Here is a 24,122-nt window from a genome sequence, read left to right as displayed (position 1 = left end):
TGCAGAAAACTTGTGTGTGTTATGTTAATATACACAAAAAATCACAAAAACTTGTGTACGTTAGGATGCTATACACAAGAAGTGAGAAAGATGTGTGTATGTTATAGCGAGAGAGGTAAGAATGAATATGGAAAATAGCTATCAAATTCCCGATCTTTTTGCTTTAGGTGAGGTGGAAACCAAAGCGGTATTAAAAGCAACGAATCAGGCTCATCAGGCATTAGGTGAACTAAAAGGGCTGGTGCAAACGATCCCGAATCAGCATATTTTGTTGGGAACATTGCCATTACAAGAAGCGAAAGAAAGTTCTGAAATTGAGAATATTATCACCACACAAGATGATTTGTATCAAAGTAATTTTTCAACCCAACAATTTGCCACCGTTGCCGCTAAAGAAGTGCATCATTATGCACAAGCAATGCGATTGGGGTTTGATGCGATTAAATCTAATGGATTGATTAAATTGAATTTAATTAAAGATGTACAAGCTGTTTTAGAAGGGAATAATGCAGGTTTTCGCCAACAACAGGGAACTGGTTTAGTGAATCAACAGACGAAAAAAATCGTTTATATGCCACCGCAAACGTTAGGCTTGATTGAGCAATATATGGCAAATTTAGAGCGATTTATTAACGATTCCGAACAAATAGATTACGATCCTTTGGTAAAGATGGCATTAATTCATCATCAATTTGAGAGTATTCACCCGTTTTATGACGGCAATGGACGAACAGGGCGAATAATCAATATTCTGTATTTAATTCAACAAGGTTTATTAGATACACCAATTTTATATCTTTCCCGTTATATCAATCACAACAAAGGCGAATATTACCGCTTATTGCAAGCAGTGCGAGAGGATAAACAGTGGGAAAATTGGTTGGTGTTTATGCTCAATGGTATTGCGGAAACGGCAAAACAAACCGTTATATTAGTGACGAAAATCAAAGCATTAATGCAACAGCACAAGCAAAAGATTAGGGCAAATTTACCAAAAGTCTATAGCCACGAACTTATTAATAATTTATATAAACACCCTTATACCAAAATTGATTTTGTTGCCGAAGACTGCCAAATTCACCGCAACACGGCAGTGAAACGGTTAGATGAGCTGGTTCAGTTAGGTGTTTTGCAGAAAGTGAAAATTGGCAAAGAGAATTTTTATATCAATGTGGATTTGTATCATTTGTTAATGGAACAATAGGGTAAGTTGATCTTGTAAATTTCACTATATCTTTAAGAAAAATGCGGTGTTCTTTGAGCCAAAGGAATACATTCCTTTTTACTTACTCTTGACAGAGTAAGTAAACATCATTACATATTTATTTGTCTAGTGGCTGGGGACAAACCCCCCTATTTTGGATAAAATGGCGTTGTGAATGATTAACGAAATTTAGAGGAAAATATGTCCGAAAAAAGCCTAGACACTGCCTTGTTAGCCATTGAAGTATTATGCAATATTCCGAAAAGCAGAAAAATCGACAGTCAAGAATTACAACAAAAATTGGCAGATGCGGGTTATGTACGTGATAAACGCTCAATTCAACGCTTGCTTAAAGTGTTGGCAGAACATTTTGATATTGAAGTGGATGACCGTTCTAAACCCTATGGTTATTGCTGGAAGAAAAATTCCAATGGCTTAAATATTCCTAGCTTAAGTCCACAACAAGCCCTTGTGTTACGCCTTGCCGAAGAACAGCTTAAAACCTTGTTACCTGCCAATATTATGCGTTCAATGCAAGGTTTTTTTGAGCAAGCTCGTTCGCAACTGAATGGTGATAATAAAAAGCGAGAAAAACAATGGCTAAATAAAGTTGCCATTGCCCCCACCAGTCAACCGCTTTTGCCTGCCAAAGTGAACAGTAAAATTTTTGAAACCATTAGCACCGCACTATTTGAAAATCGCTATTTGATGGTGAATTATCAAGGGCAATACCGTTCTCATCAAGCCAAAATAATGCCGTTAGCTTTGGTGCAACAGGGGGCGAGTAGCTATTTAGTGGTGCGTTATCAAGATGATGACACGCCGAAACATCTTGCCTTGCACCGCATTAAATCTGCGGATTTTTCCACGATGTATTTTGAACGCCCGACCGATTTTGTGTTGAAAAATTATGTGAACGATGCCCATTTTGGCTTTGGCAACGGCAAACTGATTCAGCTGCGGTTTTCCGTGGCACAGTACGCTGGCTTTCATTTAACCGAAACGCCCTTGTCTGCGGATCAACAAATTTTAGAACAATCCGAACAGCATTATCGTTTTCAAGCTACGGTAGTGGACAGCGAAATGTTAGATTGGTGGCTGGCGAAATTTGGGAATGATATTTGGGATATTGAAAAAAATTGAAATTTAACCATTGATGCGACATAGTTTGTCGTGTAAATGGATAACATTCTCTTTGAAATCTCAAAGTGCGGTGAGAAAACAAAAAATTTTGTGATTTTTATATTGCACATTTTATTTTATATTTAGTTTATGGAGATATTTATGTTCAATTTGAATAAAAATATGAACCCTACTTTTTATACTTACAAAGTAGCTTATGATCATGGAACAGCACCTAATCCTGATCAATATTATTGCTCATTAGCGATTTGTAAGCCTGTTATTAGGCGAACTGCTAAAGTTGGAGATTTAATTGTTGGATTTGATACTAGAGAAAATAGCAATAGGATTGTGTATATTATGATTGTTGATGAAGTGATAAGTTGGCATGATTATATTATTCGATGTGAAACAGATCCACTTCTCAAGAATAAAATACCTTGTTATGAAAATGATTATAATGGAGATTGTATTTGGAAAGTTGAGTCGTTTGGTATTTCTCATCAGCCATTAAAATCTCGTTCTGGTCATGGTATTAATTGCTATCATACTGATGTAGAGAAAGGAAAAAATGTATTACTGGGTAAAAAATTCATGTATTTTGGTAACGGTGAAAATATTGATCTGAGAATTCCAGAAAAGTTTCATAGAATTATACCTAATAGAGGTCATAAATCGAAAGCTAATATTCCTTATTTAGAACCATTTATTGAATTTATAAATAAGGAATTAGAATTAAGAGGATTACAAGAATTTAAATTTTATGGTAATCCAAAATTACCACTTGAGCCTAAAAATTGGGAGTAAATTATGAAAGTGATTTTGTCAAGAAAAGGTGCAGATGGCGGAAATTGGAAATTTCCAAGTCCAATTTTACCAGATGGAAGAATGTTATCTTTCCCTATCTATTCTGAAAAAGATTCAGTTTGTCCAAATGATTTATATTTAGATGGTGTGGACATTAAAAAGTTGATATTGGATTTACATCCTAATTTAAGTAATGATGCACGAATAAGACATTTACATCTTGATCCTGATTTGAATCGAAATCCTAATAATAGACCAAAGGATTGGAGACCATCTTTAGGTCAAGTAAATGCTGCTCAAGGAATATTATCTAATCATAAGGTAAATACTAATGATGTGTTTTTATTCTTTGGTTGGTTTAAACACGTTGAAGAAGTAAAAGGGAAATGGAAATATTGTGGTAAAGATATTCATTCTTTATTTGGTTGGTTAGAAATCGAAAATGTATTGAATTTTACTGATAAGAATAAAGAAAATCTCATTCAACAGTATCATTTTTTAAAACAGCATCCACATTATAATAGCACTAATCTATCAACCAACACGGTATATATTTCTAAAGATAAATCAAATTATTCCAAATCTTCAGAATTTGGAGCGGGAGTTTTTCGTTTTTCTGAAAAATTACAACTTACAGCAGAGGGGAGATCAAAAAGCCAATGGCTTTTACCAAGGTGGTTTAAACCTGATAATTTAGATTATGCTTTAAGTTCCCATCATAATTCAAAACGTTGGATTGAGTACACTGCGAGTAATGATAAAGTTATATTACAGTCTGTATATCGTGGTCAAGAATTTGTCATGGATAGCCAATATTTCCCAGAATTAGAGGATTGGATTACAGAAATCATTCAAGAAGGTACTATGGAAAACTTGTGTATGTGATAAATATAAAATCTATATCACCTTTCTATGCGACACACTTTGTCGTCAAAAAGAATAAAATTACGTTGGAAATTCCAAAGTGCGGTGAAAAAACAAAAATTTTGCGATTTTTCACCGCACTTTCCCCCATTAAAGGAGAACATTATGCACCCTGTTATTGAATTTTACCTAGACCAACGTAAAAGCGAAATGAATTTTAGCTTTGAACAAATGTTAGCGATTGAGCCGTTAGCTATTGAATTAGGTTATTTCTGGATTCCGTGGTTTTTCCCAGTGTTGGAACGCTCTAAATGGAACAAAAAAATGCCTTTGCTTTCGTCCGATGAAATTGACTTTTTCAAACAAAATGAACAGATTCAACAGCGTTTTTTGCAAGCCTTTGATGCGATTATGGCGTATTTTGAAATACAGCGAAATGGCACGGAATTAACCATCACAGAAACCTTAACACAACGATCCTATTGGCTTAAAAATATTGGTCATCAACAGAAAAAAATCAGTCGTATTATTCGCAGTCTGAAATTATTAGGACAAGAACCGCTGGCTCGTAATTTACAACAGTTAGCGATTAAATTGGGACAAGAAAAAGGCTATTTATTGCCCGATACGTTAGAAATTTGGCAAGGTATTTTTGAAGACTGAAAAAATTTCTCAAAATTGACTTTTAAGATGAAATAAAAGCTGGTTAATCAATGTATGCTTGAATAGAGAAAAGGAACATTAAATGGCAGCTTATCCAATTACTTTTTGCCAACGTTCAAACTATAAATTTCCTTGTGAAGATGCGTTATTTAATGGCATTGATGTGTATCAATATAAAAATAAGAACGCAGAAACCATGTTGGTAGAAAAGCCACATCCGATTATTGCCGTGGCGGATGGGGTTTCTGCTACGCCCAATTCTCATAAAGCCAGTCGTTATTGGATGGAGCAGATTAAAAATTGTGATGTATTAAATAGTCAATGGGTAAGGAAAACGCATTTACAGTTTTGTGATGATTTTCCCTTTCAATGCGGTTCAGCGACCACATTAGTCGCCGCACAATTATTTGAAAATGGGCGAATTAAAATCGTGAATGTAGGCGATAGTCGGGTGTATAAAATTACGGAGCAAGGCGAGTTTATTCAATTAAGCTATGATCATACTGTGCTAAATTGGTATTTAAATGAGAATAAACATCTTGATCCCAGTGGCGAATATGCTGAGATGTATTATATGTTATCGGATTGTTTAATCGCAGATTTTGAAAGTGATGATTTTCAAATTTTTAGCCAAGATTATCAGCTTAAGCCGAATGAAAGTTTATTATTATGTTCCGATGGCTTGACGGATTTTATTGAAGCTAAACGCTTGACTGATATTTGGCGAAGTTATACCACCAATGAACAGCGTTTACGGGGGTATTGCCAAGAAGCAAAAAAAGTACATACCTTAAAATGGAGCGATGATTTTTCGGCAGTGGCGTGGACGTATAAAGCCTAGTTTCCTTTCAATCTAAAGGATTGTAATGATCCTTTTTCTTTTTATTACTTTTTTTTGCGACACAATTTGTCGTATCAATTCATAAAATTATCCTAAATCGACCTTTAATTTTCCCTTTAAGCTTATTTATAGCGAGAATGTTAATACTAAGGAGTTTATGATGGAAACAAAATATCAATTACAACGCAGTTCCCTTTCAATTTACAGCCAAAAAATTATTTTACGCTATTTGTTTGATTGCAATGCGTGGCGATTTTTTATTGAACGAAATACTTGGGCGGATAGTCATTTAGCCTATGCATTAGGTATTCCACCGAATGCAGCAATTCCATTTTTTGATACAAATGATGAACAGCAATATTCAGCTGAACGTTTATTAAAAGCACGTTTTGTGGAAATTCAGCAAGAATCTGATAATGAAGCTGAATGGAAAATGTTGGAGAAAAACATTGATTTTATTACATCGTTACTTAATCTTTCCGAAACTGAACAAGCTTTACTGCGTTTCTCTGTGCATTTGGAATTAGAAAAAGGGTTGGTTTCAGCATTGGATTTATCACGTCAAAATGATCTTAACTTAAATGATTGTTTGGAAATTATGAGCAGTGTATTACTTATTCCAAAAGGTAAATTAAGAAACGCTTTAAATAAAAAATCAAAGTTGTTTAGTTACGGAATTTTAACTCGCAACAATTATAGTAATGAAGTAAAAGATTTTATTCGTTGGAACGATATTGTCGATATTCACGATTTTGCGAATTTTGAAATTGATTACAAAATATTATTAGCACGCTGTTTAAGTGAAAGTGTTGAACCAAAATTAAATCTTGAACAGTTTGCACATATTAATGAATTTAAACAGCAACTTTTTGATTATTTAACACCAAGTTTGGCAAATAAAAAACGTGGTATCAATATTTTTATTCACGGCAAAGCAGGTGTGGGCAAAACGGAATTTGCGACTTTAGTCGCTAAACAACTTGCACTACCTTGCTATACCTTAACTGCGGAAGATAAAGATGGCGATATTATTGATGGAGAGGAACGTTTGAATAATTGTCGCTTAGCCCAACGTTTATTAGAAACAGCAGAGCAACAGGCTATGATTATTTTTGATGAGGTGGAAGATGTGTTTTATGGTGGTTTTTTTCAAAAATCCATTGCGCAATCTCACAAAGCTTGGGTAAATCAATTATTAGAAAATAATGCGGTGCCGATTATTTGGCTTTCGAATCAGATTCAAGGCATTGATCCTGCCTATTTACGCCGTTTTGATTTTATTTTTGAAATGCCGGATTTACCAATTAAGAATAAAGAAAAACTGATTTTAGAAAAAGTGGGGAATAAATTATCTGCCGATTATGTGCATCATTTTGCGGTGCAAGATGCCATTTCGCCAGCGTTGATTGATAAAGGCTTTACGATTATGAATCAGCTTGCAGCACATCAAGATAAAATTGATGGTAATGTAGCGATAAACTGGTTTAACCAAACCTTGCAAGCTCAAGGCTATAAAAAAATCGAACCGCTAAATCAAAGTGCGGTGCATTATTCTTTAGATTTTATTGCTTGTACGGACAATATTCATCAAATTAGCCAAGGTTTACAGCAACATAAACGGGGGCGAATTTGTTGCTATGGTCCAGCAGGGACGGGCAAAACGGCGTGGGCAAAATGGTTAGCGGAGCAAGCGGCGTTGCCCTTGTTGCAACTCAATGGGTCGGATTTACTCGATCCTTATGTGGGCGGAACGGAGCAGAAAATCGCCCGTGCATTTAACAAAGCCAAGGAAAATAATATGCTATTGGTGTTAGATGAAGTGGACAGTTTTTTATTTGACCGAAATGGGGCGGATCGCAGTTGGGAACGCTCAATGGTGAATGAAATACTCACCCAAATTGAAAAATTTGATGGCTTGTTGGTGGTGTCCACCAATTTAATGGACAGTCTTGATCCTGCCGTGCTACGCCGTTTTGATCTCAAATTGAAGTTTGATTATTTAAATCAAACGCAAGTTTGCGAATTGGCGAAATGTCAGGCGGAAAATCTCGGGATTGCCTTAAATGAACAAGATTTTATGCGATTAGCCGAGATTGATTATTTGACTGCTGGGGATTTTGCCGCCGTAGCTCGCCGTCATCAGTTTTCGCCTTTTGAAAATGGGGAAACTTGGGTGATGGCGTTGGCGAAAGAATGTGAATTAAAGCCCGTGGTGAAAGGTCAGGTAAAAATGGGGTTTTAGTCTTATTCATTTTGTGACATACATCAAGAAACTGAAATATTATCCTTTTGATTTGCCTCATTATGGCACATAATAGCAGTTGTTTTTTATAGACTAGAACAAAATAAGGAAAAACTATGGCTCAATTCAACGCTATCATAGCAATTCTAGGTATTATCGCCACGATTTATTTACTCATCAAAAAATACGAAACTCGCACCGTATTAATCGGGGTGGGGTTGGTAATGGCAATTATTACCTTAAAACCCATGGAAGCCTTAGATGCGTTTGCCAAATCCATGACATCAGGTGGCTTGATTATGGCGATCTGTTCAAGTATGGGGTTTGCTTATGTGATGAAATTTACTCAATGCGATAGCCATTTAGTGCATTTACTCACGAAACCTTTAAGCGGTTTAAAATTCTTTTTAATTCCGATTGCAACGATTATTACGTTCTTTATTAATATTGCCATTCCATCTGCCGCAGGTTGTGCAGCTGCTGTGGGGGCAACGTTAATTCCAGTGTTAAAAAGTGCAGGCGTACGACCAGCCACTGCTGGGGCAGCGATTTTGGCAGGGACATTCGGTTCAATGATGAGTCCTGGGTCTTCCCATACTGCAATGATCAGTGAAATGTCAGGATTAACGATTACTGAAGTCAACCTTTCCCACGCACCTTATACCATGATTGCTGGGGCGATTGGTGCTTTAGTGTTGACGATTTTAGCCATTGTGTTTAAAGATTACGGTGAACAACATCGTCAAGCCTATATTCAAGAAAATCAAGAAACAGAATCACATTTTGAGAAAGTTAATCCATTGTATGCCCTTGCTCCGTTAGTTCCTTTAGTCATTTTGGTTATTGGTGGTACATCATTACAACAGGTGTCTGGTTTAGAATGGACCAAAATGGGCGTGCCACAAGCGATGTTGATCGGAGCAATTTATGCCATTGTAGTGACACGTATTTCGCCAGTAAAAATCACCGAAGAATTTTTTAATGGTATGGGTAATTCTTATGCCAATGTGCTAGGTATTATCATTGCTGCCAGCGTATTTGTTTCTGGTTTAAAAGCCACTGGTGCAGTAGATTCCGCCATTGAATTTTTAAAACATTCCAATGAATTTGTGCGTTGGGGAGCGACTATTGGTCCATTCTTAATGGGTGTAGTAACAGGCTCAGGCGATGCTGCTGCGATTGCCTTTAATACCGCTGTGACACCGCACGCCGTGGAGCTAGGTTACACTCATGTTAATTTAGGTATGGCAGCCGCCATTGCTGGCGCGATTGGTCGAACTGCTTCACCAATAGCAGGCGTAACCATTGTTTGTGCGGGATTAGCAATGGTTAGCCCAGTGGAAATGGTGAAACGTACCGCCCCAAGTATGATTTTAGCGACCTTATTTTTAGCGTTGTTTATGTTGTAAATCTGAACCAAAATACACCGCACTTGCGTGATTTTAGCCAAAAGTGCGGTGTTTTTTTACTCTTTTTTCAGGTTATGGTTATTGAGCCATATTTTGCACAGATTTCAAAAAGCCTTTTGCCGTAGCATAAATATCCGTTTTACCTTGAGCCTTTAAAATCAGATCAGACATTTCACGAAATGCCCCTTTGCCACCACATAGGGTGAGTACATAATCGGCATTTTCTTTCACATAATCAGCTGAATCAGCGACCGCAAAAGATAAACCACAGACTGCAAAAGCGGGTAGATCTACGCTGTCATCTCCAATATAAGCGGTCTGTTCGGGGCTAACATTGGCTTGTCGCATTAATTCAAAGCAGGCGGTTTCTTTTTCTAATTTACCTAGAATAGACAATGTAATGCCAAGATCTGCCATACGCTTTTGTAAAATCGGAGAAGAACGTCCAGATAAGACGGCTACTTGAATCCCTTGTTCTATCAACATACGAATGCCTAAACCATCACGCACATGGAAACTTTTAATGGCTTCGCCGTTAGCATCATAATGTAATAATCCATCCGTGAGTACACCATCAATATCTGTGATCACTAATTTGATTTTTTGTAATTTATCTAGCATGTTTAACCCTGTTTTAACTTGAAAATTCCACTAAGCCAACGACTTCATTTTGATCATTAACAACCACCAAAGAGTGAATTTTTTTCTCTTTCATAAAGGTTTCAGCAGTTGTTAAGAATTCATCTTGATGAATAGTTTTCGGATTTCTGGTCATTAAATCTTGAGCGGTTTTACTTAGTGTGGCTACACCATTAGAGGTTAATGCACGGCGAATATCGCCATCCGTAATAATGCCTTGTAATCTATTATTATCCATGACCAAAGCAACCCCCATTCGACCTTCGTTCATAATTGTCAAACAATCGGTAAAGCTGGTAGAGAGTAGGGTAATCGGTAAGCGAGTTTGCATTTGATCTTTCACGCGGCAAAGTAAACGGCGACCTAACGAACCACCGGGATGGAACTTGGCAAAGTCTATTGGTTTAAAATCACGAGCATAGATTAATGCGACTGTTAGCGCATCCCCTAAAGCTAAAGTAACTAAAGCCGAAGTTGTTGGAGCAAGGTTATTCGGGCAAGCCTCACGTTCAATGGTAATGTCTAATACATAATCAGCGTGTTTGCCTAAGGTTGAATCTTTGTTACTGGTCAATGCAATGATTTTATTACCGAAATTCTTTAAACTTGGAATGAGTTTATTGACTTCGTCACTTTCACCGCTATAAGAAATAAGAATCACCACATCAAGGGGCTTTAACATACCTAAGTCACCATGAAAGGCTTCGGTTGGGTGTAAAAAAAAGCTTGGTGTACCTGTTGAGGCGAAACTGGCGACAATTTTTTGCCCAATAAGTCCAGATTTACCTACGCCGCTAATGGCAATACGACCTTTACATTTTAGAATTAATTCCACCACATCATTAAAGGTGTTATCAAGAGTTCGACTTAATTTATCTAACGCCTGCTCCGCCATACTAATGGTTTCACGAGCATAATGTAGATGATCCATTCGTTATATCCTCAAAAGTGCGGTGAAAAAAGACATCGTTTTTATCACCTGAAAGAATGTTTCCATTTTAACGCAAGTTTTAATTTCTCTCTAGGAAAAATTCCGTTATACTGCACCCTGAGTTGATCAGACAATCGCTGGTTTATTGAAGCCCTAAAGTGTTCGTAAGAACGATCTAGTGGGACAAATAGATGAGAGGAAAGTCCGAGCTACACAGGGCAGAGTGCTAGGTAACGCCTAGGGGGAGCGATCCCACGACCAGTGCAACAGAGAGCAGACCGCCCCTCACCTAGTAACTTAGGTGAGGGGTAAGGGTGAAAGGGTGCGGTAAGAGCGCACCGCGTAATTGGCAACAATTTACGGCAAGGTAAACTCCACTCGTAGCAAGATCAAATAGGAACTCAATGGGTTGCCCGCTCAGAGTTCGGGTAGGTTGCTTGAGCGTGCGTGCGAACGTACGCCTAGAGGAATGATTGTCCATGACAGAACTCGGCTTATCGATCAACTCAAGTTATTTTGGCAAAGCCCCCATTTTCCCTGTTGTTTTATTTGGGTTGGGGGTGATTGGGGGCATAATGTTTTTTATACTAAATTGTTTGAATTTTGCCCCCTTTCCCCCTTCGGGGACTTCCCCCCGCAAGCAGGGGGAAGAAAGGGAATATTTTGCTCCCTCTGTTTGTGAGGGATTTTGCTCCCCCAGCTTGCGGGGGGAGCTGTCCGAAGGACTGAGGGGGGCAAAATTACCCCGCTGTTTTCACCTTTATCAAACACACCGCCCCAATCGCAATCATCAAAAACGACACATAAAACACCGTACTATAATGCCAAAATTGAGCTAACCAACCTGCGATCGGACCAGCAACCACCCAGCTTAATTTAGCAGCATTGCTGAATAACGTGGTCGCAGCACCAGCCTGACGTGGCATTAAATCTTGAAAATACACCATACCTAGCGTAGCAATAATGCCTATAAATATGGCATTAAAAAATTGTAGCAAGACTAATTGCCACGTATTTTGGAAAACTAACAAGCCAAGATAAAATAACAATCCTGCACCAAGTGCGGTGAAAATTAAGGCTTTTTTACTGAAGTATTTGGTTAAATATCCCCCTAATAACATAATTGGGATTTCCAATCCTGCCGCCGTTCCCATTAACGTTCCTGCTAATTCTGCTGATAAGTGCAATTCATTAATTACATATAATGGCATATTAATTAAATACATACCGTTACAGTTAAAAATCATAAAGACGGTGACAAATAGATAAATAACACTTTTACGGTTATTAACAGGGGCTTGTAATAGAGTATTTTGCTCCGTTTTTTTATGAGGCACTTTCGGCAATAATGTAATGGCAATTATTCCACAAAATAAAAAGGCTAATGCTGCAATAGAATACATCCAATCAAAGCCCCAATTTAATGCAATGCTAAAGGAAAGTGGCGGTCCGACAATCCATGCGAGTGAAATTTGGGTTCGCATAATGGTGGAAAACATCACGGTTTCTTTGCCCGTGCTATCTGCATATTCACGAGCTAAGGCAAAAGATTGTGGATTGGCGGAGGATCCCAAACCGAGTAGGGTAGTGCCAAACAATACCAACCAAAGATAATCACGACTAAAAGCAAATACTAAACAACCGCCAATAGCCAATGTACAACAAAACAGCATTACTTTGCGGCGGTCGTCCATTTTATCCGAATATTTTGCCAGTATTTGGCTTAATCCAATCCCAATAATGGCATTGATGGCGTAAAAATAACCGACCATCGCAGGCGAAACTTGAATTTCTTGCGACAAAAACAGGCTCAATGTCGGCAATTGGAAAGAGGAAGCAATACCTGTCAAAAAGGCAATTAGCAAAAATGCAAATGCCACCAAATTGGCAGGTTTTTCAATGTGAGTGGTTGGGGTGAGCATAAAGATCTCTGAAAAAAGAAAAAGTGCAGTAGATTTTACCGCACTTGGGGGACTTTTATAAGATTATTTTACCGTTTTTGTTTCCACACCGCCAAACAAGACACTGCACCATTAAATCCTAAACAAATACCCGTGCTGATACCGATAAACAGGATAAAATGTTGATTATCCATTAATGGGTGTTGAATGGTTCTTACCACGGTTTCAAAGTAGCGAGAAAGGAAGATAAACAGATAGATGATTAAAGGAAGAACGCTGCCTTGTTGTTGCCATTTGTCTTGGGCGATTGGTGTGATGGTTTGCCATTGCTTGCTGAGTTGAACCAAAATTGCCCCAAGAATCAACCCACTAAGAAAGGCAAGGGTAGCAAGTTCATAATGGTGATTTCGACTGATATTGATGATAATTAAGGGAAAAAAGATAATGGGGGCAATAAATAATTGAAAGGTTCTAATTTGTCGTGGTCGAAGTTGGCGTAAGCCGAGTAAGGTGAGTATCACAAGAATGATCCACGCCCAAATTGGGGTATGTTTGATAATTTCCATCATAATTTTCCTTTTGTTGAATGGAAAATGGATAAATTATTTTATGCCTGTTTTTAGACGTAATGCAATATCTATTGGGATAAAAATTCTGACAAAATCCCCCGCACTTGCGTACGGGGTTAGTGGATAGTGACGATGCTCCGCATCTAAAGGAACAGCCCAGAGTGGCGTAACTATGTCTAACCCTGTACGCTAGTGCAGGGTAGTTGGAGTAGAGGGGAATAAATAGCAAAATCCCCCGTACTTGCGTACGGGGTTAGTGGATAGTGGCGATGCTCCGCATCTAAAGGAACAGCCACGGAGTGGCGTAACTATGCCTAACCCTGCACGCTAGTGCAGGGTCGTTGAAATAAAGGGGAATAAATAGCAAAATCCCCGTACTTGCGTACGGGGTTAATGATAGTGGCGATGCTCCGCATCTTATTTGGATAGCACTATTTGCCTAAATTATCAAAAAACTTCTTCACACTGTCAAAGAAACTGGAATGTTTTGGGCGTTGGGTTGTGTGTCCGTCTAGGCTTTCTTCTAATTTACGCAACAATTCTTTTTGTTCTTCATTGAGTGAAACAGGGGTTTCAATAATGATTTTGCAGATTAAATCGCCTGCGTAACCGCTTCGCATTGCTTTAATACCTTTGCCACGCATGCGGAACATTTTGCCTGTTTGGGTGCCTTCTGGGATTTTTAATTTCGCCCGACCTTCAAGAGTTGGGACTTCAATTTCACCACCCAATGCAGCTTGAGTAAAGCTAATTGGTACTTCACAATATAAATTGTTGCCGTCACGTTCAAAAATCGGGTGATCTTGTACATGAATAACCACATAAAGGTCGCCTGCTGGAGCTCCATGTTCACCTGCTGCCCCTTTACCTGCCAAGCGTAATTGATTGCCAGTGTCCACCCCAGCAGGGATTTTAACAGAAAGACTTTCAGTTTTATGTACCCGACCATCACCATGACATTTTTTACAAGGTTTTTCAATTTTCTTACCTGTACCATGACAATGTGGGCAAGCGGTTTCAGTCACAAAGAAACCTTGTTGACGGCGAACCCGACCTTGTCCGTGACAGGTTGGACAGGTTTCCACTTTAGAACCTTTTTCTGCACCCGTGCCATCACATTGCTCACAATGTACAAGAGTACGAATTTGAATATCTTTGGTGATACCTCGAACCGCTTCTTCAAGGGTAATCTCAATGTCGTAGCGTAAATCGTCACCACGTACTACACGTTGACGACTTGCACCACCGCCAAACATTTCGCTGAAAATATCTTCAAATCCACCGAAACCACCAAAGCCTCCGCCAAATCCGCCAGCACTGCCACCAAATCCACCTTGTTCAAAAGCAGCGTGACCGTATTGATCGTAGGCAGCCCGTTTTTCTTTGTCATTTAAGATTTCGTATGCTTCGTTAATTTCTTTAAATTTTTCTTCGCTGTCTTTATCGCCCTTGGTTCTATCAGGGTGATATTTCATCGCTAGGCGTTTATAGGCGCGTTTGATTTCTTTGTCATCCGCCCCTTTTTGAATACCTAGTACTTCGTAATAATCTCGTTTTGCCATAATTTTTTGCTCAGTTAATCAGTAAATTTAATTTTATGCACCCATTGGGCAATCACTGGTTGTAAAAACCAAATAGTTGGGAATGCGACACAGAAAGCGGTAAACCAGTTTTTACCCCAAATCAATAAAAAGTCAGGTGTAATACCGATATTCACGATGGTCATTCCAAGTGAAATAAAACAAGAATAAATAAATACCGACACCGTAACCATAATGGGGCGAAACCATCTTCGTTTAATTGCCATTTTAGTTCTCTTTGATTAATTGTGGATTTTTATATACTTCAATGTATTTATAATTTGATACATTTTTACTTAAACATTCGCTCTCGTAGGTGGCACCATTTATCTTTTGGCTAAGAATAAAACCATCTTTAATAAATTTATTAAATGTTAATTTAACTTCATCACCTTTATTAGAAGAATGAATATGATATATTTTTTCTTCTAGTTTTCGGAGTTCATTGCCTTTTTGGATATCTTCCCAAATACTTGTCGTAATCAGACGTTTGAAGTCTTTTTGTTTTAAATCATAAGTTAAGGTATCATCCGATAATTTCCATGTTCCTTCATTAATGCTGAGATATCTAAATGGAGAACTAAAATAATTATCTATATTTTTATTTGTAAGAACATTCAGGATATGATCTAAAATATAATTATCATCTTTTAATGATCCATCTGCATTTAAGGTCATGAAATCAACCGTACCAACATTGGCATGTTTATATTCTGTGGTACAAATCCATTCCCCCACTAATGCGTCTTTAGTTAATGGTTGGGCAGCGCTAGAGCAAGCAGTCAATAGTAATGTTGGAACTAATGCTAAATATAATTGTTTCATTGTTATTCCTTAATAAATACACCAAAAGGGCGTAAACCTACGCCCTTAATTAATGGATAATAAAGATTATTTATTATCTTTCACTTCTTCAAACTCCGCATCTACCACATCATCATTTGGTTTTCCGCCTTGAGCTTGTTGAGCGTCTGGTTGTGGTTGAGCGGCTTGCATTAATTTTTCAGATACTTGAATTAACGCTTGCAATTTCGCATCAATTTCCGCTTTATTTTCACCTTTGGCTGCGGTTTCAAGCTCGCCTAAGGCTTTTTCAATCGGAGCTTTGTCATCAGCAGAAAGTTTGTCGCCTACTTCGCTTAATTGTTTGCGAGTAGAGTGAACAATTGCATCTGCTTGATTGCGAGCTTGGACTAATTCTTCAAATTTACGGTCTGCTTCGGCGTTGGCTTCGGCATCACGTACCATTTGTTGAATTTCTTCATCACTTAAACCAGATGAGGCTTTGATAGTGATTTGTTGTTCTTTACCTGTTCCTTTATCTTTAGCAGAAACGTGGATAATACCGTCTGCGTCAATATCAAACGTCACTTCAATTTGTGGCATACCGCGTGGTGCTGGGTTAATGCCTTCAAGGTTGAATTGACCCAAAGATTTATTGGCTGACGCTTGTTTACGTTCACCTTGTAACACGTGGATGGTTACCGCACTTTGGTTATCTTCCGCCGTTGAGAACACTTGCGATTTTTTAGTTGGAATCGTAGTGTTTTTCTCAATTAAGGTAGTCATTACACCGCCCATGGTTTCGATACCTAATGATAATGGGGTAACGTCTAATAATAATACGTCAGTCACATTACCAGATAACACACCGCCTTGTACTGCAGCCCCCACTGCAACGGCTTCATCTGGGTTCACGTCTTTGCGTGGTTCTTTACCAAAGAATTCTGCTACTTTTTGTTGCACTAATGGCATACGAGTTTGACCGCCCACAAGAAGTACATCATCAATTTGTGAAATACTCAAGCCCGCATCATTTAACGCTACTTTTACAGGTTCAATGGAACGAGCCACTAAATCTTCTACTAATGCTTCTAATTTTGCACGAGTTAATTTAATGTTTAAGTGTTTTGGTCCAGTCGCATCAGCTGTGATATAAGGTAAATTCACGTCTGTTTGTTGAGCAGAAGAAAGTTCAATTTTGGCTTTTTCGCCTGCTTCTTTTAAACGTTGCATCGCTAATGGATCGTTGCGTAAATCAACACCTTGTTCTTTTTTGAACTCATCTACCAAGTAATTGATTACACGGTTATCAAAGTCTTCACCACCTAAGTGAGTATCACCATTGGTTGCTAATACTTCAAAGGTTTTTTCGCCACCGACTTCATCAATTTCGATGATAGACAAGTCGAATGTACCACCACCCAAGTCGTAAACCGCAATGGTTTGGTTGCCTTTGCCTTTGTCTAAGCCGTAAGCTAATGCGGCAGCGGTTGGTTCATTGATAATACGTTTAACATCAAGACCAGCGATACGACCTGCATCTTTAGTCGCTTGGCGTTGTGCATCGTTAAAGTACGCAGGCACAGTGATAACTGCTTCTGTTACCGTTTCGCCCAAGAAATCTTCGGCAGTTTTTTTCATTTTTTTCAACACTTCGGCTGAAATTTGTGGTGGTGCTAATTTATCGCCTTTCACATCTACCCACGCATCACCATTATCTGCTCTCACAATGCTGAACGGCATAATGTTCACATCACGTTGTACTTCTTGGTCTTCAAAACGGCGACCGATTAAACGTTTGATAGCGAATAAGGTATTTTTTGGATTGGTTACAGCTTGACGTTTTGCTGGTTGTCCCACTAAAGTTTCATTGTCATTAGTATAAGCAATAATTGACGGCGTTGTGCGATCACCTTCCGCATTCTCAATGACACGTGGTTTGTCGCCATCCATGATTGCTACACAAGAGTTAGTTGTACCTAAGTCAATACCGATAATTTTTCCCATAATTTGTTTTCTCCTAGTTTGAATTGGTTTTCGCAATGCCTTTAATTTATCTTGGCTTGCTTGCTTGTTACTTAAAATGTGGTTGGCTTTTGTTTTTTCAAGGGCAATTTTAAAAAATTTCTGGAATTTTAAAATCGTAGTACAAAATCACATTTTTTGTCGTATCGATAAAGTAAGGTTGATTTAATTGATTTCAAGAGAGCAATGAAAAAAATCCCTAAAATTCACCGCGGTTTATGCTAATATTAGCCTTATATTAACAATATAAAGTGGAGTTTTAGAATAATGAAAAAATCAACAATCGCAACGGGTGTTATTATTGCGTTAGGAGCAATTTGGACGGGAGGTGCTTGGTACACTGGGAAAATTATAGAACAACAGTATCAACAACAAATCAGTAAAATTTACCAAACTTGGCTACAAGAAAATCAGGTGTTGGGCGCCATTACACAAATTGAAGATGTACAAATTGAACGAGGTATTTTTAGCTCAGATTTTCATTATAAGATAAATATTAAATCAGATAATTTAACATTGGATTTACCTTTTGATGGGACTTTATATCATGGACCTTTGCCATTAAATCAAGTGGCTAAATTAAATATAATGCCTGCCATGTTTTCTCTTTCTGCGAAATTAGCCAATAATCAAGATTTGACTAAATTGCTTCAAACCAACAATAATGAAAGTCCGATTTCGCTTGTAGCAACCATGTCTTATAGCCAAAATATTCATGGTGAAGAAACCTTTATTCCTGCTCAATTAACCACTGATGATGTCCAAATAAATTGGGATAAAGGTGTGATTAAATTTGATCTCCCTTTACAAGGAATGGGGAACTATGATGTTGATTTTGATAAAATAAATGTCACATTAACGGGCGATGCCTTAAAAAAATTTGTTGCTGAAACAAGTGCTAATCAGCTTAAAAAAATGACGATTGAATTGGATAATTTAAAATCCAACTCAGATATTAAGTCAACAGAATTACCATTTCTTTACACTGGAAATTGGAAAGCCAGTGTAGATAATTTGCATTATACGTATAGTTACACAGATGTACCAACTGAGACCTTTGATTTAGCTAAATTAGAAATGAGTGTAGATGCTAAACAAGATAAAGATGTGATGAATTATGCTGTTGCACTAAAAACTGAGCCCAAATTGAATGAAAAATCTTTTGGCGAGTTTGAGTTTACTTTTAATGCTGATCATCTTTTAGCTAAAACTGTCAGTGCAATTTTAGCAACCGATCCTAATGATGATGCTGAGATGCAACGATTAAGTTTAGAACTCTTACAAAATCAACCGCACTTGCGAATTAATCCGTTAAATTTAACGAATAACGCTGGAAAAATAGTGGCAGATTTAGATGTGGAATTGTTAGAGAAGGATTTTTCAAAAGCCTTTAAAGGGAAAATTTTGAGCTTATTTAAGCAGTTAAGTTTAAATATTAATGTCGATAAATCTGCTATAACGGAATTATTATCCACACAGGAACAGGCTACAGGGCAAGATAAAACCACTGCTGATGCACAAGCCCAACAGCAAATGGAAATGTTGGTCGAACAAGGTAAGGCACAAGAAATTATCATCGAAAAAGATAATAAAGTTTCGTTAAACTTGAAGTTAGAAAAAGAGGGTATTAATTTTAACGGCAATATTATTCCAGAAGAATATATTGGAATGGCAATTCTGGGTATGATGATGCAAGGTGTTGAGCATTAATTTGCTTTTAGGTGAAAGTAAGTGCGGTGCAAAATGTTGAGATTTTGCACCGCACTTTTATGTTAATTTAACCATGTCTAAATAAACTTAAAGTTCCTTGTATAACCCAACCTACCGCAAGGGCATAAATTAATGTGCCTACCCCCACTGTACCACCTAACCAGTAGCCTAAAGCACAAGCAGTTACTTCCATTATGGTTCTTACTTTACCGATTTTCCAATGAAATTTATGGCATATTCCAACCATTAAACCATCTCTAGGACCAGCACCAAGATGACAGGTAAGATAAAATGCGGTGCCGATACCGAGTAACAGCATGCCAACTAAGAAATAACCTATTTGCCAAATTAAATTGGTCTGAACGGAGAGAGAAGCAACGGTTATGCCGAGTAGGATAGCGATGACCACCAGATTTAACAAAGTCCCTATACCTAATCGTACTTTCAAGGGAATCCAAAGTAGCATGACGATTCCACTGATAATAAAAGATGCCCAACCGACACTAAAACTTCCTTGCAATGCAATGCCTTGTGATAGCACTGTCCAAGGTGCTGAGCCAAGATTGGAAAGTAAAATCAATCCTTCCCCGATTCCCATAATAACAAGGGTAGGTAACAGGACAAATAAAGATTTGGTTTCAAGTGACCAAATGTGTTTTGCTGTCCAAATAGTGGAGGGTAAAGTTGTTGATTTTAGTTTCATGCAATATTTCCAAGTAGCTTGAATATATAATAATGAAAAAATATGCAGAAAAAAACAAAATTAAACATATAACTTATAGCAGAAAAGTATAAAAGGCGTTAGAATTAGCCAATTATCACTTTCGAGAGGAATTACACATGGAATCGTTAATCAGTCTTTTAGGTATTGTAGTATTACTAGGTATTGCATTCTTATTATCAAATAATCGTCGAGCGATTAACTTGAGAACTGTACTTGGTGCGTTATTAATTCAAATCGGTTTAGGGGCTTTAATTCTTTATGTGCCTGTTGGGCGAGATGCTTTGCTCTGGTTGTCTAATGGCGTACAAAAGGTGATTAGCTATGGTTTTGATGGTATTCAATTTGTATTTGGTGGGTTAGCCAGTGACAAAATTTTTGAAGTAATGGGAGGCGATGGATTTATTTTTGCAGTACGTGTCTTGCCATCAATTATTTTCTTCTCTGCGTTGATTTCTGTACTTTATTATATTGGTGTTATGCAATGGGTGATTAAAGTCATCGGTGGTGGTTTGCAAAAATTATTAGGTACCTCAAAAGCGGAATCTATGTCTGCGGCGGCAAATATTTTTGTGGGTCAAACGGAAGCCCCATTAATTGTTAGACCTTATATCAGCAAAATGACCAATTCTGAATTATTTGCCATTATGTGTGGTGGTTTAGCCTCTATTGCAGGTTCAGTATTAGCTGGTTATGCAGGTATGGGCGTACCATTACCATATTTAATCAGTGCTTCTTTTATGGCGGCTCCAGCAGGGTTATTATTTGCTAAAATTTTATATCCACAAACTGAGCAATTTGATGATGATATGTCACATGTCGTTTTAGAAAAACCTGCTAATGTTTTAGATGCTGCTGCATCTGGTGCATCATCTGGTATGCAATTAGCCTTAAATGTTGGAGCAATGTTAATAGCGTTTATTGCATTAATTGCTTTGATCAATGGTATTTTAGGTGGCATTGGTGGTTGGTTTGGTTATGCGGACTTATCACTTGGTATGATTTTTTCTTGGGTCTTTAAACCATTAGCTTGGGTAATCGGTGTGCCTTGGGAAGAAGCAGGCGTTGCAGGTCAAATGATCGGAACAAAATTAGCAATTAATGAATTTGTTGGTTATTCAGAATTTACTAAGTATTTAAGCCCTGAAAGTGCGATTCAATTAACCGATAAAACCAAAGCAATCATTACTTTCGCATTATGTGGTTTTGCCAACTTTGGGTCGATTGCTATTTTAATCGGTGGTCTTGGTGTTATGGCACCGAATCGCCGTGGTGATATTGCTCGTTTAGGAATTAAAGCCGTTATTGCAGGATCTTTAGCTAACTTAATGAGTGCAACTATTGCTGGTTTATTTATTGGCTTAAGTGGTGTTGCCTTGGCTTAAACTGCGGTATAATAGTTAGCATATTTATTTATACACCACAGCATTGGTCTGTGGTGTAGTTGTTTTTAATCCTAGATGTTTATTACGTAAATTTACGTAAGGGAAAGAAATTATGAAACGAGTGTTTATCATCATGCTAGATTCTTTAGGAATTGGTAGTGCAAGGGATTCGGATAAATTTGGTGATAAAGGCGCCAATACACTAGGGCATATTGCACAATATTGTGCGGAGAACCAAGCGAATAGTTCTGATTCCTTTATTCGACAAGGTTTGTTAAAAATGCCGAATTTAGAGAAATTAGGTTTAGGATTGGCAGCGGAAAAGTCTTGTGGTGAACTGCCGAAAGGTTTTCAATCCTCTCCCGAATTAATTGGTGGTTATGCCTTTGCTCAACAAATATCGTCAAGTAAAGATACCATTTCTGGTCACTGGGAAGTGGCTGGTGTGCCAGTCTTTTTTAAATGGAATGTCTTTCCACAACAAGAAAATAGCTTTCCACAAGAATTACTGAATCGTATTGTACAAAAAGCAGGATTAGTCGGTTATTTAGGTAATTGCCATGGGACAAGTGCAATGATCTTAGAAAAATTTGGTGAACAGCATATTAAAACGGGTTTTCCTATTTTTTATACCTCAGAAGAATCGGTTTTTCAAATTGCTTGCCATGAACAACATTATGGTTTAGAGAAATTATATAAACTTTGTCAGATTGTGCGTGAAGAATTAGAAAATGATAATATTGGACGTGTTATCGCTCGTCCCTTTATTGGCGAAAGAGTAGAAGAGTTTAAACGTACCAGTAATCGCCGTGATTTTACCTTGGAACCACCAACCAAAACAGTCTTACAGAAATTGATTGAGGAAAAGCAAGGATCTGTTGTTGCTGTCGGTAATGTAGCTGATATTTATGCTCATACAGGAATCAGTAAAAAAGTTAAAGCCTCAGGATTGGAAGAACTGTTTGATAAAACCTTGCAAGAAATACGAAGTGCGGGGGAAATGACCCTAGTTTTTGCCAACTTTGTTAATTTTGATGCCACTGTCGGTTATCATCGTGATGTTGTTGACTATGCGACAGGATTAGAATATTTTGATAGTCGTTTACCAGAATTACTGGAATTAGTGAATAATGAAGATTTGTTAATTCTGACCACTGATCATGGTTGTGATCCAACTTGGCAGAATTCGATTCATACTCGTGAACATATTCCTATTTTACTTTATGGTTCAAGTGTGCCTAAAGAATTTCTAGGTCAACGAGAAACCTTTGCAGATATTGCACAAACTATAACAAAATATTTTGATTTATCTCCGATGGATTACGGTAAATCCATACTTTAATTTACTATACATAAAAGGAAAAAATTATGACTCCACATATTAACGCACCTGAAGGTGCATTTGCTGATGTTGTATTAATGCCAGGTGATCCACTTCGAGCTAAATATATTGCTGAAACGTTTTTAGATAATGCTCAAGAAGTAACGAATGTTCGCAATATGCTTGGCTACACAGGGACTTACAAAGGTCGCCGTATTTCTGTTATGGGGCATGGCATGGGTATTCCGTCTTGCTCAATTTACAGTAAAGAATTAATTACTGAATATGGTGTGCAAAAGATTATTCGTGTTGGTTCTTGCGGGGCGGTGCGACAAGATGTAAAAGTTCGTGATGTCGTTATTGGTATTGGTGCTTGTACTGATAGCAAGGTCAATCGTATTCGTTTTAAGGATAATGATTTTGCCGCCATTGCTGATTTTGATATGGCTCAAGCAGCTGTTCAAGCCGCAAAAAATAAAGGTGTAAACGTACGGGTAGGAAATTTATTCTCAGTAGATTTATTTTATTCTCCTGATGTAGGAATGTTTGATGTCATGGAAAAATATGGCATTCTTGGGGTAGAAATGGAAGCCGCAGGGATTTATGCAGTAGCGGCAGAATATGGGGCTAAAGCCTTGAGTATTTGTACGGTTTCAGATCATCTTCGTACTGGCGAACAAACCAGCTCAGAAGAACGTCAATTAACTTTCAATGACATGATTGAAATTGCATTAGAAAGTGTGTTGATAGGTGATATAGCTCAATAATAAATGTAAGAAAGTGCGGTGTTTTTCACCGCACTTTTGTCTTCAATAAAGGTATCATTATGAAAACCAAACAACTTATTATTGCATTATCTACGGCATTATTTTCTAGTGGATTATTGGCACATAATATCCAACTTAACAGCAATTTGCCAGTAGTGAGTGTACAACAAGACGGTGAAATTAAAGTAAACGGCGACAATGTTCAATATCAAGAGTGGAATTCTGCTCAGTTAGCTGGCAAAGTACGTATTGTGCATCATTTCGCTGGTAGAACCGCAGCGAAAGAAAAAAATGAGGCATTAATTCAAGCAATTAAAAAAGCAGGATTTGATCGCAATAAATATCAAACTACTAGCATTATTAATGCAGATGATGCGGTTATTGGTACGGGGATCTTCGTAAAAAATAGTGCTGAAAAAGGTAAGAAAGAAAATCCACATAGCCAAGTAGTATTAGACCAACAAAGTGCGGTGAAAAACGCATGGCAATTAAGAGAAAAAGATAGTGCTGTTATTGTATTAGATAAAACTGGGAAAGTGCAGTTTGTGTCAGAGGGTAAATTATCTAATCAATATATTAACGAAGTCATTGATTTAGTCGGGAAGTTGATTAATCAGTAATATATAGCAAAGTGCAGT

General features: G+C 37.6%; 22 protein-coding genes and 1 other RNA gene. 14 read left to right on the top strand and 9 right to left on the bottom strand.

Features of this window, described 5'->3' with window-relative positions:
• Positions 1 to 121 precede the first annotated feature (121 nt).
• From O1Q81_RS08975 to dcuC, 8 genes are all read left to right on the top strand, one after another.
• Complete coding sequence (locus O1Q81_RS08975; RefSeq protein ID WP_386697194.1) at positions 122 to 1,204, top strand: Fic family protein; 1,083 nt, start codon at positions 122 to 124, stop codon at positions 1,202 to 1,204.
• Between the two features lie 201 nt (positions 1,205 to 1,405).
• On the top strand, positions 1,406 to 2,347 hold the full coding sequence (locus tag O1Q81_RS08970; RefSeq protein ID WP_386697192.1) for a helix-turn-helix transcriptional regulator: 942 nt from the start codon (positions 1,406 to 1,408) through the stop codon (positions 2,345 to 2,347).
• A gap of 141 nt (positions 2,348 to 2,488) precedes the next feature.
• Positions 2,489 to 3,133 (top strand): hypothetical protein, encoded by a 645-nt coding sequence (locus tag O1Q81_RS08965; protein ID WP_386697190.1) that lies wholly within the window; start codon positions 2,489 to 2,491, stop codon positions 3,131 to 3,133.
• A 3-nt stretch (positions 3,134 to 3,136) separates the two neighbouring features.
• The gene (locus tag O1Q81_RS08960) at positions 3,137 to 4,018 is read left to right on the top strand and encodes a hypothetical protein (RefSeq protein ID WP_386687136.1); all 882 of its coding nucleotides are present in this window, start codon (positions 3,137 to 3,139) and stop codon (positions 4,016 to 4,018) included.
• A 144-nt stretch (positions 4,019 to 4,162) separates the two neighbouring features.
• Positions 4,163 to 4,660, top strand: coding sequence for an opioid growth factor receptor-related protein (locus O1Q81_RS08955; protein WP_386697188.1), 498 nt, complete (start codon positions 4,163 to 4,165; stop codon positions 4,658 to 4,660).
• Between the two features lie 82 nt (positions 4,661 to 4,742).
• Positions 4,743 to 5,501 carry a PP2C family protein-serine/threonine phosphatase gene (locus tag O1Q81_RS08950; protein ID WP_386692602.1) on the top strand — a complete coding sequence of 253 codons (759 nt, stop codon included), beginning with the start codon at positions 4,743 to 4,745 and terminating at the stop codon, positions 5,499 to 5,501.
• Positions 5,502 to 5,658: 157 nt separating this feature from the next.
• Positions 5,659 to 7,743 (top strand): AAA family ATPase, encoded by a 2,085-nt coding sequence (locus tag O1Q81_RS08945; RefSeq protein WP_386697186.1) that lies wholly within the window; start codon positions 5,659 to 5,661, stop codon positions 7,741 to 7,743.
• Positions 7,744 to 7,859: 116 nt separating this feature from the next.
• On the top strand, positions 7,860 to 9,152 hold the full coding sequence (gene dcuC, locus O1Q81_RS08940) for a C4-dicarboxylate transporter DcuC (RefSeq protein ID WP_386687129.1): 1,293 nt from the start codon (positions 7,860 to 7,862) through the stop codon (positions 9,150 to 9,152).
• A gap of 78 nt (positions 9,153 to 9,230) precedes the next feature.
• On the opposite strand, the gene O1Q81_RS08935 is transcribed toward dcuC, so the two are convergent.
• Entirely contained in the window at positions 9,231 to 9,773 is a 543-nt protein-coding gene (locus tag O1Q81_RS08935) for a KdsC family phosphatase (RefSeq protein ID WP_386697184.1), read from the bottom strand.
• A 13-nt stretch (positions 9,774 to 9,786) separates the two neighbouring features.
• Positions 9,787 to 10,722 carry a KpsF/GutQ family sugar isomerase gene (locus O1Q81_RS08930; RefSeq protein ID WP_386687125.1) on the bottom strand — a complete coding sequence of 312 codons (936 nt, stop codon included), beginning with the start codon at positions 10,720 to 10,722 and terminating at the stop codon, positions 9,787 to 9,789.
• Positions 10,723 to 10,840: 118 nt separating this feature from the next.
• Between O1Q81_RS08930 and rnpB the strand changes: the two genes are divergently transcribed.
• Positions 10,841 to 11,235, top strand: an RNA gene (rnpB, locus tag O1Q81_RS08925) — RNase P RNA component class A.
• 227 nt (positions 11,236 to 11,462) lie between these two features.
• Here rnpB and O1Q81_RS08920 read toward each other — a convergent pair.
• The 6 genes from O1Q81_RS08920 to dnaK all read right to left on the bottom strand — a co-directional run bounded on the left by O1Q81_RS08920 (position 11,463) and on the right by dnaK (position 17,562).
• Complete coding sequence (locus tag O1Q81_RS08920) at positions 11,463 to 12,644, bottom strand: MFS transporter (protein ID WP_386697181.1); 1,182 nt, start codon at positions 12,642 to 12,644, stop codon at positions 11,463 to 11,465.
• Positions 12,645 to 12,712: 68 nt separating this feature from the next.
• Complete coding sequence (locus O1Q81_RS08915) at positions 12,713 to 13,192, bottom strand: DUF6622 family protein (RefSeq protein WP_386697180.1); 480 nt, start codon at positions 13,190 to 13,192, stop codon at positions 12,713 to 12,715.
• A gap of 431 nt (positions 13,193 to 13,623) precedes the next feature.
• Positions 13,624 to 14,754 (bottom strand): molecular chaperone DnaJ, encoded by a 1,131-nt coding sequence (dnaJ, locus tag O1Q81_RS08910; RefSeq protein ID WP_386697177.1) that lies wholly within the window; start codon positions 14,752 to 14,754, stop codon positions 13,624 to 13,626.
• 14 nt (positions 14,755 to 14,768) lie between these two features.
• On the bottom strand, positions 14,769 to 14,999 hold the full coding sequence (locus O1Q81_RS08905; RefSeq protein WP_386690722.1) for a DUF2798 domain-containing protein: 231 nt from the start codon (positions 14,997 to 14,999) through the stop codon (positions 14,769 to 14,771).
• 1 nt (position 15,000) lies between these two features.
• Positions 15,001 to 15,597 carry a hypothetical protein gene (locus tag O1Q81_RS08900; protein ID WP_386697175.1) on the bottom strand — a complete coding sequence of 199 codons (597 nt, stop codon included), beginning with the start codon at positions 15,595 to 15,597 and terminating at the stop codon, positions 15,001 to 15,003.
• Positions 15,598 to 15,663: 66 nt separating this feature from the next.
• Entirely contained in the window at positions 15,664 to 17,562 is a 1,899-nt protein-coding gene (dnaK, locus tag O1Q81_RS08895) for a molecular chaperone DnaK (RefSeq protein WP_386690718.1), read from the bottom strand.
• Positions 17,563 to 17,847: 285 nt separating this feature from the next.
• Here dnaK and O1Q81_RS08890 point away from each other — a divergent pair, with 285 nt between their 5' ends.
• Positions 17,848 to 19,290 (top strand): YdgA family protein, encoded by a 1,443-nt coding sequence (locus O1Q81_RS08890; protein WP_386697173.1) that lies wholly within the window; start codon positions 17,848 to 17,850, stop codon positions 19,288 to 19,290.
• Positions 19,291 to 19,357: 67 nt separating this feature from the next.
• On the opposite strand, the gene O1Q81_RS08885 is transcribed toward O1Q81_RS08890, so the two are convergent.
• A complete protein-coding gene (locus O1Q81_RS08885; protein ID WP_386687109.1) occupies positions 19,358 to 19,993 on the bottom strand; it encodes a YitT family protein in 636 nt (211 codons plus the stop codon).
• Between the two features lie 137 nt (positions 19,994 to 20,130).
• Here O1Q81_RS08885 and O1Q81_RS08880 point away from each other — a divergent pair, with 137 nt between their 5' ends.
• The 4 genes from O1Q81_RS08880 to O1Q81_RS08865 all read left to right on the top strand — a co-directional run bounded on the left by O1Q81_RS08880 (position 20,131) and on the right by O1Q81_RS08865 (position 24,104).
• Positions 20,131 to 21,396: a NupC/NupG family nucleoside CNT transporter gene (locus O1Q81_RS08880; protein WP_386694579.1), complete on the top strand. Its 1,266-nt coding sequence runs from the start codon at positions 20,131 to 20,133 to the stop codon at positions 21,394 to 21,396.
• Between the two features lie 112 nt (positions 21,397 to 21,508).
• On the top strand, positions 21,509 to 22,738 hold the full coding sequence (locus O1Q81_RS08875; RefSeq protein ID WP_386694577.1) for a phosphopentomutase: 1,230 nt from the start codon (positions 21,509 to 21,511) through the stop codon (positions 22,736 to 22,738).
• A 26-nt stretch (positions 22,739 to 22,764) separates the two neighbouring features.
• Positions 22,765 to 23,484, top strand: a complete 720-nt coding sequence (deoD, locus tag O1Q81_RS08870) for a purine-nucleoside phosphorylase (protein ID WP_386687103.1) — start codon at positions 22,765 to 22,767, stop codon at positions 23,482 to 23,484.
• Positions 23,485 to 23,543: 59 nt separating this feature from the next.
• Positions 23,544 to 24,104: a YtfJ family protein gene (locus tag O1Q81_RS08865; RefSeq protein WP_386697170.1), complete on the top strand. Its 561-nt coding sequence runs from the start codon at positions 23,544 to 23,546 to the stop codon at positions 24,102 to 24,104.
• Positions 24,105 to 24,122: the final 18 nt, after the last annotated feature.

Source organism: Lonepinella sp. MS14436 (assembly GCF_042470565.1).
In the GTDB taxonomy this organism is placed as follows: Bacteria; Pseudomonadota; Gammaproteobacteria; order Enterobacterales; family Pasteurellaceae; genus Lonepinella.
This window is presented reverse-complemented; position numbering and strand designations above follow the sequence as displayed.

Coding starts and splice junctions, on each gene's coding strand:
- O1Q81_RS08865 (WP_386697170.1), top strand. CDS start 23,544: ATGAAAACCAAACAACTTATTATTGCATTATCTACGGCATTATTTTCT.
- O1Q81_RS08890 (WP_386697173.1), top strand. CDS start 17,848: ATGAAAAAATCAACAATCGCAACGGGTGTTATTATTGCGTTAGGAGCA.
- dnaJ (WP_386697177.1), bottom strand. CDS start 14,754: ATGGCAAAACGAGATTATTACGAAGTACTAGGTATTCAAAAAGGGGCG.
- dcuC (WP_386687129.1), top strand. CDS start 7,860: ATGGCTCAATTCAACGCTATCATAGCAATTCTAGGTATTATCGCCACG.
- O1Q81_RS08915 (WP_386697180.1), bottom strand. CDS start 13,192: ATGATGGAAATTATCAAACATACCCCAATTTGGGCGTGGATCATTCTT.
- O1Q81_RS08885 (WP_386687109.1), bottom strand. CDS start 19,993: ATGAAACTAAAATCAACAACTTTACCCTCCACTATTTGGACAGCAAAA.
- O1Q81_RS08965 (WP_386697190.1), top strand. CDS start 2,489: ATGTTCAATTTGAATAAAAATATGAACCCTACTTTTTATACTTACAAA.
- O1Q81_RS08920 (WP_386697181.1), bottom strand. CDS start 12,644: ATGCTCACCCCAACCACTCACATTGAAAAACCTGCCAATTTGGTGGCA.
- O1Q81_RS08950 (WP_386692602.1), top strand. CDS start 4,743: ATGGCAGCTTATCCAATTACTTTTTGCCAACGTTCAAACTATAAATTT.
- O1Q81_RS08945 (WP_386697186.1), top strand. CDS start 5,659: ATGATGGAAACAAAATATCAATTACAACGCAGTTCCCTTTCAATTTAC.
- O1Q81_RS08900 (WP_386697175.1), bottom strand. CDS start 15,597: ATGAAACAATTATATTTAGCATTAGTTCCAACATTACTATTGACTGCT.
- O1Q81_RS08930 (WP_386687125.1), bottom strand. CDS start 10,722: ATGGATCATCTACATTATGCTCGTGAAACCATTAGTATGGCGGAGCAG.
- O1Q81_RS08975 (WP_386697194.1), top strand. CDS start 122: ATGAATATGGAAAATAGCTATCAAATTCCCGATCTTTTTGCTTTAGGT.
- O1Q81_RS08880 (WP_386694579.1), top strand. CDS start 20,131: ATGGAATCGTTAATCAGTCTTTTAGGTATTGTAGTATTACTAGGTATT.
- O1Q81_RS08970 (WP_386697192.1), top strand. CDS start 1,406: ATGTCCGAAAAAAGCCTAGACACTGCCTTGTTAGCCATTGAAGTATTA.
- deoD (WP_386687103.1), top strand. CDS start 22,765: ATGACTCCACATATTAACGCACCTGAAGGTGCATTTGCTGATGTTGTA.
- O1Q81_RS08935 (WP_386697184.1), bottom strand. CDS start 9,773: ATGCTAGATAAATTACAAAAAATCAAATTAGTGATCACAGATATTGAT.
- O1Q81_RS08905 (WP_386690722.1), bottom strand. CDS start 14,999: ATGGCAATTAAACGAAGATGGTTTCGCCCCATTATGGTTACGGTGTCG.
- dnaK (WP_386690718.1), bottom strand. CDS start 17,562: ATGGGAAAAATTATCGGTATTGACTTAGGTACAACTAACTCTTGTGTA.
- O1Q81_RS08875 (WP_386694577.1), top strand. CDS start 21,509: ATGAAACGAGTGTTTATCATCATGCTAGATTCTTTAGGAATTGGTAGT.
- O1Q81_RS08955 (WP_386697188.1), top strand. CDS start 4,163: ATGCACCCTGTTATTGAATTTTACCTAGACCAACGTAAAAGCGAAATG.
- O1Q81_RS08960 (WP_386687136.1), top strand. CDS start 3,137: ATGAAAGTGATTTTGTCAAGAAAAGGTGCAGATGGCGGAAATTGGAAA.